Below are 13,939 nucleotides of genomic sequence, written 5' to 3'. Positions count from 1 at the left end.
CCCTAGCCGGCGGCTTTCACTTCGAGCCGGCGGCCATGCAGGACCGGCTCGGTGTAGCCGCTGGGCTGCTCCCGGCCCTTGAAGACCAGATCGCAGGCGGCCTTGAAGGCGATGCTCTTGTCATAGTCGGGCGCCATCGGCTTGTAGGCCGGGTCGCCGGCATTCTGCCCGTCCACCACCTTCGCCATCCGCTTCATGGTCTCCTCGACCTGGGCGGCCGTGCAGACCCCGTGATGCAGCCAGTTGGCGATATGCTGGCTCGAGATGCGCAGGGTCGCGCGGTCTTCCATCAGGCCGACATTGTTGATGTCCGGCACCTTGGAGCAGCCGACGCCCTGATCGACCCAGCGCACAACGTAGCCGAGGATGCCCTGGGCGTTGTTGTCCAGTTCCTGCTGGATCGTCTCCGCATCCCAGTTCGGCCGTTCGGCGACGGGGATCGAGAGAATATCGTCCAGATTGGCCCGGCCGCGGGATTTCAGCTCATCCTGACGCTGCTTCACGCTGAGCTCGTGGTAATGCGTCGCGTGCAGCACCGCGGCGGTCGGCGACGGTACCCAGGCGGTGTTGGCTCCGGCCTCCGGATGCGCTTTCTTCTGCACCAGCATGTCGGCCATCAGGTCCGGCATCGCCCACATGCCCTTGCCGATCTGGGCATGGCCCTGCAGACCGCATTCCAGCCCGATATCGACGTTCCAGTCCTCGTAGGCCTTGATCCAGGCCGAAGCCTTCATGTCGCCCTTGCGGATCATCGGACCCGCTTCCATCGAGGTGTGGATCTCGTCGCCGGTGCGGTCGAGGAAACCGGTATTGATGAAGACGACCCGGTCCTTGGCGGCGCGGATGCATTCCTTGAGGTTCACCGTGGTGCGGCGTTCCTCGTCCATGATGCCCATCTTGAGGGTGTTCTTCGGCAGATCGAGCAGCTTCTCGGTCTCGGCGAACAGCGCCTCGATGAAGGCGACCTCTTCGGGCCCGTGCATCTTCGGGTTCACGGTGTAGACCGAACCCGCGCGGCTGTTGCCGCCCTTGTTGGCGCCCCGGATGTCATGCAGGGCGATGGCGGCATTGAACACGCCGTCCATCAGACATTCCGGAATTTCCTTGCCGCCGTCGTAGAGAATCGCGGGGTTGGTCATAAGCAGGCCGACATTGCGCACCAGCATAAGGCTGCGGCCATGCAACCGCACCTCGCCTTTGCCGTCCGGCGCGGTGTAGGCACGGTCCGGATTCAGCTTGCGGACGACTTCCTTGCCGCCTTTCAGGAAGCTGTCGGAGAGATCACCCTTCACCAGACCGAGCCAGTTCCGGTAGGCCAGCACCTTGTCCTCGGCATCGACCGCGGCGACCGAATCCTCGCAGTCCATGATCGTGGTCAGCGCCGCCTCCACGATGACGTCCGCCACACCGGCCGGATCGTCCTTGCCGATGGGGTGGTTCTTGTCGACGACGATCTCGAGATGCAGGTCGTTGTTCTTTAGAAGGACACCGCTCGGTGCGCCCGCATCACCTTTATATCCGGCGAACTGCGCCGGGTTCCTGAGGCCGGTGGTGTTGCCGTTCTTCAGGCTTACCGAAAGCGCACCGCCAGAGACGGAATAGCCGGTCGCATCGGCATGGCTGCCGGAGGCGAGCGGGGCGGAGCGGTCGAGAAGATCGCGGGCCCAGGCGATCACCTTGGCGCCGCGCTTCGGGTTGTAGGATCCACCGGCCTCGGCGCCGCCTTCGTCGGAGATGGCGTCGGTTCCGTAGAGCGCATCATAGAGGCTGCCCCAGCGTGCGTTGGCGGCGTTCAGCGCATAGCGTGCATTCATCACCGGGACGACAAGCTGCGGACCGGCGACGGTCGCAATCTCGGCATCGACATTCCCGGTGCCGACGGAGAAGGCGGGGCCTTCCTCGACCAGGTAGCCGATCTTCTTCAGAAAGCTCTTGTAAGAGTCGAGATCGAACCCGGCCCCGCGATTGGCCTTGTGCCAGGCGTCGATCTGTTCCTGCAGTTCATCGCGCTTGGCGACCAGTGCGCGGTTCTTCGGGGCGAAATCACGGACGATGGCATCGAGGCCGTTCCAGAAGGCGGTCGCATCGACGCCCGTGCCCGGAAGGGCTTCGTTGTTAATGAACGCATAAAGCGCTGAGTCGATCTGCAGGTTGCCAATCTCGGTCCGGCTGGTCATTGGGGAAACCCTTTCCGCATGGGGTCATGATCATCTGAATCGCGGCGCATCCTCATGATCGGCGGGCGGCCGCGCAAGCGGAGGTTCCGCAATGCGGAAGCGGAAACCATTTTTTATTGCAGACGCTCAATCAGCCCTCTTGGAGAGCACGCTTTCGACAAATCCCCTGAGGTCGCCGCCGGTAAACCGGAAGCCTGGCAGCCCGGCCGCCTCGGCCGCCTGGAGATCGGTCAGGTTATCGCCGATCAGGAACGATCGGGAGAGGTCCACGTCCCAGTGCTCGAGAAGGTCCAGGATCATGCCGGGGCCCGGCTTGCGCCAGTGGGCGAGATGGCTGAAACGTCCGTCGTCGAAATCAGGATGGAATGGGCTGTAGCGGGCATCGTCGATCCCGCCGCCCGCGGCGCTCAGCTCCTGGTCCATCCAGCGGTGCAGCGCCTCGACCTCTTCGGGGCCGAAATAACCTCGGGCGATCCCGGCCTGGTTCGTGACGATGAACACAAGATATCCGCGCGCCTTCAGGAGCGCGACCGCCTCCGGGGCGCCATCGATCCACTCGATCTGGTCGGGCTTGTGCGGGTATCCGGTGTCCCGGTTCAGAACGCCGTCACGGTCGAGGAAGGCTGCTGGTCTTTTGCTCATTCGAATGCCGCTTTGCCGATCTTTTGCGCAAGGGATGTTTGACCGGTGCGTTCCGGGCCGACTATGGATTGGAGTGAGATTGATCACATCCCGTCCGCACACCGAGTATTTTGGTCAAATCCCTTGGTTTCTTTACGTTATCTTCATTCCCATATGGCACGCTAGGCCTTGTGATGCACCGAGCGTTCCCTTGGCCCGTGATTTGCATCGTTTCGTATCAATTCGAACTGGTGGTCGGGGCTCCGCGTAAGAGCCCGGCCCGAGAGCCGACGGAGTAGGACAGAATGGTCCGCATAATGGAAATTGTACGCAAGTCCGTGCATGCTCTGTTTCATCCGTATCGTCCGGAGAAACGTTATATGCGCGGCGATTCGATCCGCTGAAGTCATCGAGATCGAGCCTCGAACGCGTCGTCAGGCGCGGTCGTTCGGGGGCCTTTTTCGCGCGCACTTCCAACGACCGAATGGGGTTGTATAGTGGTGCGACGGGGCCGGGTTGGTCACAGCGCCGGGACAAGATGGAACAGGAACGCGCACAGTCGCCTCGACAGCAGGATTACGATTTCGATCTCGACAGGGTCTATGCGTCCCTGGTCGGGATCAGAACCGCCATACCGGACGACGCCTTCACGGCAGACGTTCTCGGGACGGAGCGGAGCGGAAACGGGGTCGTCATCCGTGACAACGGACTGGTTCTGACCATTGGCTATCTCGTGACGGAAGCCGAGCAGGTCTGGATCACCGACAATTTCGGCCGTGCCGTGGCCGGCCATGTGCTCGGATACGATCAGGAAACCGGTTTCGGGCTCGTGCAGGCTCTGGGCCATCTTGATCTTCCGGCGCTGCCGTTCGGCGATTCCGATATTCTCGAGGAAGGCGACCCGGTGATCCTCGGCGGTGTTGGCGGCGCAAAAAGTGCCGTAGCGGCTGAAGTCATGGCGATCCGCGAGTTCGCCGGGTACTGGGAATACCTGCTCGACAAGGCCATCTTTACGGCGCCGGCGCACCCGAACTGGGGTGGTTGCGGTCTGATCGGTTCGGACGGCAGCCTGCTCGGGATCGGCTCGCTCATGGTGCAGCAAACCACCGAGGACGGAGCGATCGATGGCAACATGGTGGTGCCGATCAATCTTCTGAAGCCGATTCTCGAGCAGCTCTCGACTTTCGGCAAGGTCGAAAAGCCGCCGCGCCCATGGCTCGGCATCTTCGGCACGGAGGTCCAGGATCAGGTGGTGGTCGCCGCCTTGAGCGAGAACGGTCCTGCCGACGAGGCGAATATCCAGGTCGGCGACATTGTGGTCGCGGTCGACGACGCCCGGGTAAAATCGCTCGCGGAGTTCTTCCGTCATGTCTGGGCCTTGGGCGAGGCGGGGGTCACCGTACCGCTTTCTCTTGCGCGCGACGGAGAGATCCTGAATGCGAATGTGCGGTCGATTTCACGCGACGCATTGCTGAAATCGCCGGCGGTCCATTGAGCGCCCCGCAGGATAACTGAAACACGCGTTCCACTTTCTTTGGTGCAATGCAGCAAAGAGAGTGCCAGTATCATCGGTCAACGGTGTGGAGTGTGCGGCTGCCGGTCTCGGCATGCACCGCGTCTTCCGGAGAACGGAGCCAGAGTAATGCTATATCATATGTATGAAGCCACCCGCATGGCGATCATGCCGTGGCGCCTCGGCGCGCAGGCGGTCCGCAATTCGGTCATGGCGCCCTGGAGTCCGCTCTCCTATACGCCGGTGGGTCGGCAGATCGGGTCCGCGGCGGAACTCTTCGAGCGGGTGACCCGGCGGTACGGCAAACCTGACTGGGGTCTGGACAAGACCGTGATCGACGGCAAGGAAGTCGCGGTCGAGGAAGATGCTGTCATCCATCGTGCCTATTGCAGCCTGGTCAACTTCAAGCGCGATACCAAGCGCAACGACCCCAAGCTGCTGGTGGTTGCACCGCTTTCAGGGCACTACGCGACGCTGTTGCGGGGTACAGTGGAAGCGATGCTGCCGGACCACGATGTCTATGTGACGGACTGGAATGACTGCCGCTATGTGCCGATCACGTCCGACCGGTTCAATCTGAACGACTATATCGATTACATCATCGACTTCCTGCATTATCTCGGCCCGAACACGCACGTGATCGCGGTCTGTCAGCCGAGTGTGCCGGTGCTGGCCGCGGTGTCCGTGATGTCCGGCTGGGGCGATATCTGCGCGCCGGCCTCGATGACGCTCATGGGCGGGCCGATCGACACAAGACGCAACCCGACGGCGGTCAACAAGCTCGCCAAGGAACATGCGATCGAGTGGTTCGAACGCCACGTCGTGACCATGGTGCCGCCGCCTTATCCGGGTATGGGCCGGCGGGTCTATCCGGGCTTCATCCAGCTCACCAACTTCATCTCGATGAACCTCGACCGGCACATGATCTCGCTGAACGAGCTGTTCGATCATCTGGTCCAGGGCGACGAGGAAGAGGCGGACAAGCGGAAGGCCTTCTACGAGGAGTATCTCGCGGTCATGGACCTGCCGGCGGAGTTTTATCTGCAGACGGTCGAAACCGTGTTCCAGAAGCATTCCCTGCCAAAGGGCGAGATGATCGCTCGATGGCACCCGGTGAAGCCCGAGGCGATCACCAGGACGGCGATCTGCTGCGTCGAGGGTGAGCTGGACGATATTTCCGGCGTGGGCCAGACAAGGGCGGCGCTCGATCTTGCGTCCAACCTTCCGGATTCGATGAAGCATTATCACCTGCAGAAGAATGTCGGCCATTACGGCATCTTCAACGGCGGACGCTGGCGGCGGGAGATCGCGCCGATGGTGAAGGAATTCATCCGCACGCACGATCATGAGCTCGGCGCCAAGTCCCGCAAGCTGCATGCGATCGCGGGTTAGAAACGCGCTATCGCCAAAACGGACGGAGTGAGGGAGCCGCCGGACTTGCTCTTTCGGCAACCCGTTGCCATCATCGCCGTTCTTTTCCGACCTCCCGATTTCAGAGGAAACAAATGAACGGCGCAGAGAGCCTGGTGCGAACCCTTGTCGCGTCCGGAGTGGACGTGTGTTTCTCCAACCCCGGCACGTCGGAGATGCATTTCGTCGCTGCGCTCGACCGGGTCGAGGGCATGCGATGCGTGCTTGGCCTGTTCGAGGGCGTGGTCACCGGTATGGCCGACGGGTATGCACGGATGGCCGAGAAACCGGCTTCCACCTTGCTGCATCTCGGCCCGGGGCTCGGCAACGGTCTCGCCAATCTGCACAATGCCAAGAAGGCCTTCACCCCGATCGTCAATATCGTCGGCGAGCACGCGACCTACCATGTCGAATACAATGCGCCGCTGACGGCCGACATCGAGGGTATCGCACGCCCGGTCTCGGGCTGGGTGAAAACCTCGATGTCCTCCAGAGATGTGGCGGCCGATGGTGCCGAGGCGGTGGCCGCCTCGATGGGCGTCCCCGGTCAGGTCGCGACCCTGATCCTGCCGGCAAATACCGCCTGGGAGGAATCCGACGGTCCGGCGGCGCCGGTGCCGCCGGTCGCCCGTCCGCAGGCGCCGGAAGAGGCGATCCGGGCCGCCGCGGCCGCTCTGGTCTCCGGCGAGGAATGCATGATCCACATGTCGGACACCGCCCTGATGGGCGAGGCGCTGGAAATGGCCGGCCGGATCGCCGCCAAGACAGGCTGCCGGTTGTCCTGCAAGACCAGCAACCGGCGCTGGGAACGCGGTGCGGGCCGTGTTCCGGTCGAGCGGATCCAGTATCCGGTCAACATCGCGCTCAAGCAGCTCGGGACGGTGAAGCATCTGATCCTGCTCGGCGCGCCCGTTCCCGTCGCTTTCTTCGCTTATCCGAACAAGCCCAGCGTGCTGATCCCGGAAAGCTGCAACGTCGTCGAGGTTGCACCCGAAGGTTACGATCTGCTTGCGGCGCTCCGCGACATCGCGGACGAACTCGGCGCGACCGACATCGAGCCGATCCGTCAGGAGGCCAGCAAGCCGGACCTGATGAGCGGCGACCTCACGCCGGAGAGCATCGCGTCCGCGATCGGTCATTTCATGCCGAAGGACGCGATCATCGCGGACGAGTCCGTGACCTCGGGACGCGGGCTGATGCCGTTTACGGCCGGCACCGAACAGCATGACTGGCTCTCGCTGACCGGCGGCTCCATCGGCATCGGCATGCCGTATGCGACCGGCGCCGCGATCGCCTGTCCGGAACGCAAGGTGATCTGTCTCGAAGGTGACGGCAGCGGCATGTACACTCTTCAGGCGCTCTGGACCCAGGCGCGCGAGAAATGCGACGTCGTCAATGTGATCTTCGCCAACAGGACATATGAAATCCTGAAGGGCGAGCTTATGAATGTCGGGGCGCAGAACCCGGGCCGCAAGGCTTTCGATATGCTGGAGATCGGCCGGCCGGATCTCGACTGGCGGCAGCTTGCCGCCGGAATGGGGGTTCCGGCGACCCGCGCGACGACGGCGGAGGAATTCAACCAGCAATTCGAACGCGCGCTAAATGAGCCCGGACCACATTTGATCGAAGCTTGGATGTAACTTTTGGTACATACTCTGGACCATGAGTCATACGCGTAGACGTGTTTCGATAGACCGGCTTGCCGTCGAGCAGCTGTCCCGCATGTTGCAGGCCGGCTCGTCGAGGGTTTTCAACTGCGCGGCGTTGCACAGAAATGTGCTCGCCGCCGGCGGGGCTCCCGGCCAGTTCCTGTTCAAGACCGGCGACCTGAACAACGCGATCTTCATGAAGGAAGTCTATCCGGACGACGACATGAGGGAGGCGTCGACGAATCCGGTCGGAACCAAGATCTTCTTTTCCTACAATCAGAAAGCCGATCTCGAGGGCGGCAAGTCGATCTTCCTGAACGACCGCAATCTGAGGACCGCTCTGCAGTTCCATGCCGGGATGTCGGCGAGCGAAGCGTCCGAGGAGGCGCAGGCCGATCTGAAGGTTCTGGAGATCATCGACGAATTGCCTTCGGTGGATCCATTCCTGTTCCGCGAACGGGCGGAGGCGGAGGGTCTTGATCCGCATCCAGGCTATTTTGAGATCACCGAGGCCGAATATGGCCGTATTCGCGACCATGTGATGCGCCAGTTCCAGCCGATCGTGGAATCAGCATTCGACGACGTGACGGAAGCCAACAAGGCGGTCTTTCTGAAAAACCTCGTTAACAAGCTCTGGGACGCAACCGACATGGAGGCCCTGGGCCCCGTGATGGATGCCATGGGGATCAGCGAGGATACCGCCGGCGATACCTTCTACGCCTGGAAGGGGATTATCTATTACGACTACATTTTCTCGCGGCGCCAGGAAATCTGGAAGGACTATGCGAACTGGTTGAACACCGAATCGCGGCCGCTTGATTCCATGCCGGTCATGGCGCAGATGAAAATGAACGAGCGTCTTATGGAATGGCGGAAGCTCTACCAGAAACGCTGGAAAGCCGTGCATCTGATGTTGTCGGAATACCGCGATTCCTACGATCTCCTGTTTCGAGATCACAAGAGCCCGGAGCCGTTCATCAAGTTCCTGAAGAATTCGCGCAAACGCTTTTACCAACTGGGCGACAGCATGAGCCGGGTTGAACATACGATTGAGGTCTGGCGGACCTATGTCGGCGACTCCTCCATGCGGTTCCTCCGTTTCGATCCGCTCTACGAACTGGGCGGAACCAGTGTGCGGATCCTGAGCGGACGCTGAGGCATGCGGGAGTTCCGGAGGCCAAGGGAGATCGCCGCGCTGGAGGCGGCGTTTGCGCGGGTCAATGAAGGCGGGAACGGTTATGCCTTCGCGTCGGCGCCGCTCGCGGTCTCGGCGCTTCTCGATATTCTCGACAGCGGCGCGCATATCCTAGTTTCCAAAGGTCTTGAAGCCGACGTCTATCGCATGATCGAGGGTATCCGCCGGCGGTCGGCCGGGCTCAGGGTCGCGTTCGTCGACATGGCCGATCTCGCCGCGGTGGAGGCGGCGGCAACCGACGAAACCCGTCTGCTCTGGATCGAGACACTGGCCGGTCCCAAGCTCTCGAATCCGGATATTCCGGCGCTCGCGCAATTTGCAAGGTCGCAGGACATTTTCGTTGCTGTCGATAGTTCCGCGCTGACGCATGCCGGGATTCGGCCGCTGACGCTGGGGGCGCATGTCGTCTTTTCTGCCGCGCCCGGGCGTTCGCTATCGGATCAAGACACGGGGCAACGCGGCGGGCTGGTTGCTTTCGCGCCGGACAGCGGCTTCGCAGAGGACCGTTTCGCCTTCCTGCAGTCAGCATATGACGCCCTGCCGCAACCGGACCAGGCGGCTGAAATGCTCGAGGCGCTGGAACGTCTTCCCGCGGAAATGGCCGCGCGGGCGACCTGCGCCTCGGCGCTTGCGGACGCCCTCGCATCCCGAGACTTCGTCGAGGATCTGGTTTATCCCGGCAGGGGCGCCGCGGAGTTGACGCTGACACTGAAAGGATCGGCGGCGGAGGTGGAGGCGGCACTTGGCCGGTTGCGGCAATTCGCGCCCGGTCCGGCAGTGGGCTTGCCCGGAACCTACTGGCACTACGCGCGGCGGTGCCACGAAGCGGTGCCGAAGGAGATCCGTACGGCATTGGGTATTGCCGACGGGATCGTCCGCATCGGCCTTCCGGCGGCGAATGCGGCGCTGCTGGCCAAGGACTTCTGCGCGGCGTTCGGCCGAGCCGGCTAGATCCACGATTGAATTTTTCGCGCTTCGCAACTATATTTGCAGGCGGTATACGGAGAAATCCGGACTTCACGGGTGGAGACGATCATGGCTGTCGGACCAGCGACCGGCGCATCACTTGCAGATCTCAGAGGCCTTGCTCAGCCGCAGGAACCTGCTCAAGGGCCGGTTGCCGAAGAGCGGCCTGGCGACGTTCAGGAAAACGGCGTCAACACGGCCCGGCTCGATACCGCAGCCAACGAGCCTTCGACCGGTGTTTCTGAATCTGCCAGCAACCGCGGAGAAAACGATAATCCGGGTGCGGGCGGACAGGCGCGCGATGATCGGTTGCCGAATTCGGGCGATCCGAACCGCGGAACCACGCTCGACATCGCGGTTTGACATTCACGCGCGGTTGCGCGTCGAAAGCGGTCGCTTGCGGCCGCTTTTTTTGTTTTCGGTCCTGACTCGGTGACTCAGCGGGGGATCGCAAGAATGTTCCAGTGTTCTCGCGTGTTGCTGGTTCTGCTTGCGCTTGCGGTGCCGGCCGGTTCCGTCACGGCCTCGGACGGTCGTCCGGCGGTCAGGTTCGTCGCCGACAACATTCCGAAGTTCCGCGCGAAGAACGAGATGATCGAGCGCTACGGAGAGCGCTACGACGTCTTTCACGATCAGCTGATCGGAAGAAACCGGGCGGGTGAGGACCTGCCCTGTTCGACGCAGATACTCAACGAGGTCGGATGGTGGATCAAATACACCGAGGACCATGAAGCCGTGGAGCGTCGCCTCGCAGACCTCGCCGAGAGCCTTGAGACGGAGAACGCGGATCAGAGCTTCGCCCGTGTCCAGTCGCCCGAGGACGGGTCCTGGGGCGGCTGTTACGAGCCCTGGTTCTTTCGCGCCTGGAACAGTGTCGATCCGCTCCGGGAAATTCTGCTCTCGGGGCAGCGCCCCGAACACCCGCTGAAATTCCTCAGAGAAGTCGGTACGCCCGAGGCCTTGTCCGAGCGTCTGCGTTCCCTGATCGTGTCGCGGCCCGCCGTCGATGGCCGGAACAATCGCAAGGAACTCAACCTGACGGTGACCGGTCTCGGCCAGTTGCTCTGGCTCCCGTTGTTCGAAGGGATCGTTTCCGAGACGGTGCCACGCAAGACGCTTGGGGATGCCATGATCAAGGTCTTGGACGAGGAATGGCAGGATCCGGAAACCGGCTATTGGGGTGCCTGGTACGAGACGGATGGCGGTCGGATCGTCAAGACCGAGGATCTAAGCATCACGTTCCATATCGTGAGCTACCGATCCGGTGACGTGCGCCTGCGGCAAAAGTTGATCGAGACTCTGTTCGCCACCAGGGAGCGGCCTTACCCCTACGGCTGGCAGGACCGGGGGCGGCAGAATACCCACCATACCTACGACGTGGTCCGGATCATTCAACTCGTCTGGCCCGATCTCGACGCTTACCGGAGGGCCAGGGCCCGGGCGGAAGTCATCATCATCCTGGCTCGGGCTCTGCGTATCGCTCTGCAACCGGACGGGAGTTTCGATCCGGCACCCTACAACAGCGTCGCGGAGGCCTTCTATTTCGGTGTGTCGTTGCTCGATACGGCCGGCTATTTCGATCGGGAGAAGCGTTTCTGGGGGCCGAACTGGGAATTCGAGGGCCGCTCGCGAACACGCGCCCAGATCATCGCCCGGCTGGAGGAACTGGATAGCGATGCCCCGATGGCGAAGGCGGCGCTCCGCAAGCTGCGGAATTCGCCGGAATAATAGCTCTAGTGCGGCGTTTGAGCCGCGAGCGTCTTCTCCATCCGGGCGAGGCGATCATTTATCTCCGCGATGTTTCTTGCATTGATCTCTGTATCGACCGCGAGGCTGGCAACTGCCATCACCGTCGCCCGGAAGCCGGCCTCGACTTCTTCGGCGAAGCTGGAGTCGGCCGTCGCGGAAGCGCGGCTTTGCGGCGCGCTTCCGATATAGAAACCGATCGTTCCCGCGATCACGGCGGTCACGAGATATGCGCTGAGGGATTTCATGGGCCAGGTCTCCTTCTCGAGGGGCGGGGCCGATCAGTTGCGCTTGCAGTCTCCGCTCGCGTAGGCTCCCGTTGCGCGGCAGCTATTCGAGAGATTGATGACGTAGTTGCCCGAGCAACTCTTTCGGCTGACCCAGGCCGTATAGCCTTCTATGCGAGGCGCATTGCCCCCGCCGCGTTCCGCGACAACCGAAATCTCTTTGACATCGGTCTTGGGGATTTTCGCCTCCTGGAGCGCGGTGTCGATTTCCGTTTCGCATGCGGCTCGCGCCACGGTAGTGGAGATCGGTACGAGAAAAAACAAGGCGCCGACGGCGACCGCGAGCAGTGTCTTCAATCTCGTGCGCATGTAAGAAGCTCCTGAAATAGCAGTGGCTTGGAAGTATCCTTTGCGGCCTTGTCGACGAGACGCGGCCCCTCCCTCTTGGATCCTGTATTGCCGTTGGGGGCCATGATAGCATCTCGCCGATTGATATTCCTGTTCAAGCAGGTGGTCCGATGCCCGGATATCCGGTAGTGAAACTGGTTCTTCGCGTTCTGGCCGTTCTGGCCGTCATTTTGGCCGCGCCCCGCGGGAGCCTTGCGCTGGATTTTATCGATCCTCCAGCGTTGAGAGGCGCCATCGCCGACGGGAGCCTTCCACCTGCCGCAGAACGGCTTCCCGACAATCCCCGGGTCCTGGACTTTTCCGCCGGTGGTCTCCGGATCGGCCGGCATGGCGGGCGGATCGAATCCCTAATCCGCAAGGAGAAGGACGTGAAGCTGCTGACCGTCTACGGTTATGCGCGTCTCGTCGGATATGACAGGAGCTTCAAGCTCGTTCCGGACATCCTGGAGAGATACGAGGTCGAGGAGGGGCGCCGCTTCACCTTCCATTTGCGCAAGGGGCACCGCTGGTCCGACGGCCACCCCTTCACCGCCGAGGATTTCCGTTTCTGGTGGGAGGATGTTGCGACCAATGCGAAGCTGCGCCCGGCCGGGCCGCCGAGCACAATGCTGGTCGACGGCACTCCACCGAGCTTTGCCGTCATCGATTCCGAGACCGTTCAGTTTGAGTGGGCCGTGCCGAACCCGGATTTTCTCGACCGCCTCGCCGGCGCCTCGCCGCTCTTCATCTACGCCCCGGCGCATTATCTGGGACAGTTCCACGAAGCCTACGCGGATGAGGCCCAGCTGGCCGCGGAGATCGCAGCGGCAGGTTCCCGCGACTGGGTCGAGCTTTTCGACGCGAAGGATAACCTTTATTTCGCGAACAACCCGGACCTGCCGTCGCTTCAGCCTTGGGTCAATTCGACGCGTCCACCGAACACCCGCTTTGTTGCCCGCCGAAATCCGTATTTTCACCGGGTCGATCCCGAGGGCCGCCAGCTGCCCTATGCGGACGAGCTCGTTCTGACGGTCACGGCCGGTGGTCTCATTCCGGTCAAGACCGGGGCTGGGGAAGCCAACCTCCAGTCCCGCGGGCTAGCACTCAAGGATTACGTCTTCCTGCGCGAGTCGGAGGAACGAAGCCGGTTCCGGACGTACCTCTGGACGACGGCGCTCGGGTCCGAGGTCGCACTTTTCTTCAATTTCAACGCGACCGATCCGGTCTGGGCGGAAACCATCCGGGATGTACGCTTCCGCCGCGCGATGAGTCTCGGGATTGACCGGCACGAGATCAACCAGGTGCTTTATTTCGGTCTTGCCCGAGAGGGCGCCGACACGGTCTCGGCGGAAAGCCCTCTTTACCGGCAGGACTTGTCCACCGCGTGGGCGCGTTTCGATCTTGCCGCAGCGGAAAAGCTTCTGGATGAAGCCGGCCTCATCCGCGGAGCGGACGGGTTGCGGCGGCTACCGGACGGGCGTGCGCTCGAAGTGATCGCCGAAACGGCGGGAGAGCAGGGAACCCAGATCGATACCCTGTTGCTGATCAAGGACAGCTGGGCCCGGATGGGGGTCAAGCTGATCATCAAGCCGATGCAGCGGGAGTTGTTGCGCAAGCGGATCGCGTCGGGGCAGACCGTCCTCGCGGTCTGGACCGGCCTGCCGAATGCGGTGGCGACACCGGAAACCAGCCCGAAGGACCTCGTGCCGTTCAGCCAGTACGACTTCCAGTGGCCGTCTTGGGGCGCCTGGTACGAGTCGAACGGATATATGGGCACGGAGCCGGGCCTTCCGGAGGTTCGTCGTCTTGCGGAACTCTATGCGATGTGGCGCGCCGCCGGGAACGACGCGGCGAGACGTGCCGCCTGGGAGGAGATCCTCTCGATCCGGGCCGAGCAGGTCTATTCCATCGGCACCGTATCCGCCTCGGGTCAGCCCGTGGTGGTCGGCGACGGGCTCGTCAACGTGCCGGAACGGGCCGTCTACAATTGGGAGCCTGGCGCGTTTTTCGGGGTTTATTCACCAGACATTTTCTGGTTCGACAAGTAA

Annotated in this window: 12 protein-coding genes; 8 read left to right on the top strand and 4 right to left on the bottom strand. The window is 62.3% G+C overall.

The features are described from left to right. Positions 1 to 2: 2 nt before the first annotated feature. Positions 3 to 2,177, bottom strand: coding sequence for a malate synthase G (locus ACOOE1_RS10960; protein WP_420406377.1), 2,175 nt, complete (start codon positions 2,175 to 2,177; stop codon positions 3 to 5). Positions 2,178 to 2,303: 126 nt separating this feature from the next. Further along, the gene (locus ACOOE1_RS10955) at positions 2,304 to 2,819 is read right to left on the bottom strand and encodes a D-glycero-alpha-D-manno-heptose-1,7-bisphosphate 7-phosphatase (protein WP_420406376.1); all 516 of its coding nucleotides are present in this window, start codon (positions 2,817 to 2,819) and stop codon (positions 2,304 to 2,306) included. A gap of 517 nt (positions 2,820 to 3,336) precedes the next feature. On the opposite strand from ACOOE1_RS10955, the gene ACOOE1_RS10950 reads away from it, so the two are divergent. The 7 genes from ACOOE1_RS10950 to ACOOE1_RS10920 all read left to right on the top strand — a co-directional run bounded on the left by ACOOE1_RS10950 (position 3,337) and on the right by ACOOE1_RS10920 (position 11,259). Continuing rightward, positions 3,337 to 4,293: a S1C family serine protease gene (locus tag ACOOE1_RS10950; protein WP_420406375.1), complete on the top strand. Its 957-nt coding sequence runs from the start codon at positions 3,337 to 3,339 to the stop codon at positions 4,291 to 4,293. A 147-nt stretch (positions 4,294 to 4,440) separates the two neighbouring features. After that, complete coding sequence (locus ACOOE1_RS10945; protein WP_420406374.1) at positions 4,441 to 5,703, top strand: polyhydroxyalkanoate depolymerase; 1,263 nt, start codon at positions 4,441 to 4,443, stop codon at positions 5,701 to 5,703. Positions 5,704 to 5,816: 113 nt separating this feature from the next. Beyond that, positions 5,817 to 7,361, top strand: a complete 1,545-nt coding sequence (locus ACOOE1_RS10940; RefSeq protein WP_420406373.1) for an acetolactate synthase large subunit — start codon at positions 5,817 to 5,819, stop codon at positions 7,359 to 7,361. A 22-nt stretch (positions 7,362 to 7,383) separates the two neighbouring features. Beyond that, a complete protein-coding gene (locus ACOOE1_RS10935) occupies positions 7,384 to 8,526 on the top strand; it encodes a hypothetical protein (protein WP_420406372.1) in 1,143 nt (380 codons plus the stop codon). 3 nt (positions 8,527 to 8,529) lie between these two features. Then, positions 8,530 to 9,516 carry a PLP-dependent transferase gene (locus ACOOE1_RS10930; RefSeq protein ID WP_420406371.1) on the top strand — a complete coding sequence of 329 codons (987 nt, stop codon included), beginning with the start codon at positions 8,530 to 8,532 and terminating at the stop codon, positions 9,514 to 9,516. An 84-nt stretch (positions 9,517 to 9,600) separates the two neighbouring features. Further along, positions 9,601 to 9,894, top strand: coding sequence for a hypothetical protein (locus tag ACOOE1_RS10925; protein ID WP_420406370.1), 294 nt, complete (start codon positions 9,601 to 9,603; stop codon positions 9,892 to 9,894). Between the two features lie 93 nt (positions 9,895 to 9,987). Continuing rightward, the gene (locus ACOOE1_RS10920; protein WP_420406369.1) at positions 9,988 to 11,259 is read left to right on the top strand and encodes a hypothetical protein; all 1,272 of its coding nucleotides are present in this window, start codon (positions 9,988 to 9,990) and stop codon (positions 11,257 to 11,259) included. A 5-nt stretch (positions 11,260 to 11,264) separates the two neighbouring features. Here ACOOE1_RS10920 and ACOOE1_RS10915 read toward each other — a convergent pair whose 3' ends face one another. Both ACOOE1_RS10915 and ACOOE1_RS10910 read right to left on the bottom strand, forming a co-directional pair. Further along, positions 11,265 to 11,525: a hypothetical protein gene (locus tag ACOOE1_RS10915; protein WP_420406368.1), complete on the bottom strand. Its 261-nt coding sequence runs from the start codon at positions 11,523 to 11,525 to the stop codon at positions 11,265 to 11,267. Between the two features lie 33 nt (positions 11,526 to 11,558). Next, on the bottom strand, positions 11,559 to 11,873 hold the full coding sequence (locus tag ACOOE1_RS10910; protein ID WP_420406367.1) for a hypothetical protein: 315 nt from the start codon (positions 11,871 to 11,873) through the stop codon (positions 11,559 to 11,561). A gap of 167 nt (positions 11,874 to 12,040) precedes the next feature. On the opposite strand from ACOOE1_RS10910, the gene ACOOE1_RS10905 reads away from it, so the two are divergent. Next, on the top strand, positions 12,041 to 13,939 hold the full coding sequence (locus ACOOE1_RS10905; RefSeq protein ID WP_420406366.1) for an ABC transporter substrate-binding protein: 1,899 nt from the start codon (positions 12,041 to 12,043) through the stop codon (positions 13,937 to 13,939).

Origin of the sequence: Nisaea sp., assembly GCF_965216895.1 — a bacterium.
Classification (GTDB): Bacteria; Pseudomonadota; Alphaproteobacteria; order Thalassobaculales; family Thalassobaculaceae; genus Nisaea.
The sequence above is the reverse complement of the archived record's forward strand: the minus strand, read 5'-3'. Positions and strand labels throughout refer to the sequence as shown.

Bases quoted from the DNA above. Each gene is read 5' to 3' on its own strand.
- ACOOE1_RS10960 (WP_420406377.1), bottom strand. From the start codon at position 2,177: ATGACCAGCCGGACCGAGATTGGCAACCTGCAGATCGACTCAGCGCTT.
- ACOOE1_RS10955 (WP_420406376.1), bottom strand. From the start codon at position 2,819: ATGAGCAAAAGACCAGCAGCCTTCCTCGACCGTGACGGCGTTCTGAAC.
- ACOOE1_RS10950 (WP_420406375.1), top strand. From the start codon at position 3,337: ATGGAACAGGAACGCGCACAGTCGCCTCGACAGCAGGATTACGATTTC.
- ACOOE1_RS10945 (WP_420406374.1), top strand. From the start codon at position 4,441: ATGCTATATCATATGTATGAAGCCACCCGCATGGCGATCATGCCGTGG.
- ACOOE1_RS10940 (WP_420406373.1), top strand. From the start codon at position 5,817: ATGAACGGCGCAGAGAGCCTGGTGCGAACCCTTGTCGCGTCCGGAGTG.
- ACOOE1_RS10935 (WP_420406372.1), top strand. From the start codon at position 7,384: ATGAGTCATACGCGTAGACGTGTTTCGATAGACCGGCTTGCCGTCGAG.
- ACOOE1_RS10930 (WP_420406371.1), top strand. From the start codon at position 8,530: ATGCGGGAGTTCCGGAGGCCAAGGGAGATCGCCGCGCTGGAGGCGGCG.
- ACOOE1_RS10925 (WP_420406370.1), top strand. From the start codon at position 9,601: ATGGCTGTCGGACCAGCGACCGGCGCATCACTTGCAGATCTCAGAGGC.
- ACOOE1_RS10920 (WP_420406369.1), top strand. From the start codon at position 9,988: ATGTTCCAGTGTTCTCGCGTGTTGCTGGTTCTGCTTGCGCTTGCGGTG.
- ACOOE1_RS10915 (WP_420406368.1), bottom strand. From the start codon at position 11,525: ATGAAATCCCTCAGCGCATATCTCGTGACCGCCGTGATCGCGGGAACG.
- ACOOE1_RS10910 (WP_420406367.1), bottom strand. From the start codon at position 11,873: ATGCGCACGAGATTGAAGACACTGCTCGCGGTCGCCGTCGGCGCCTTG.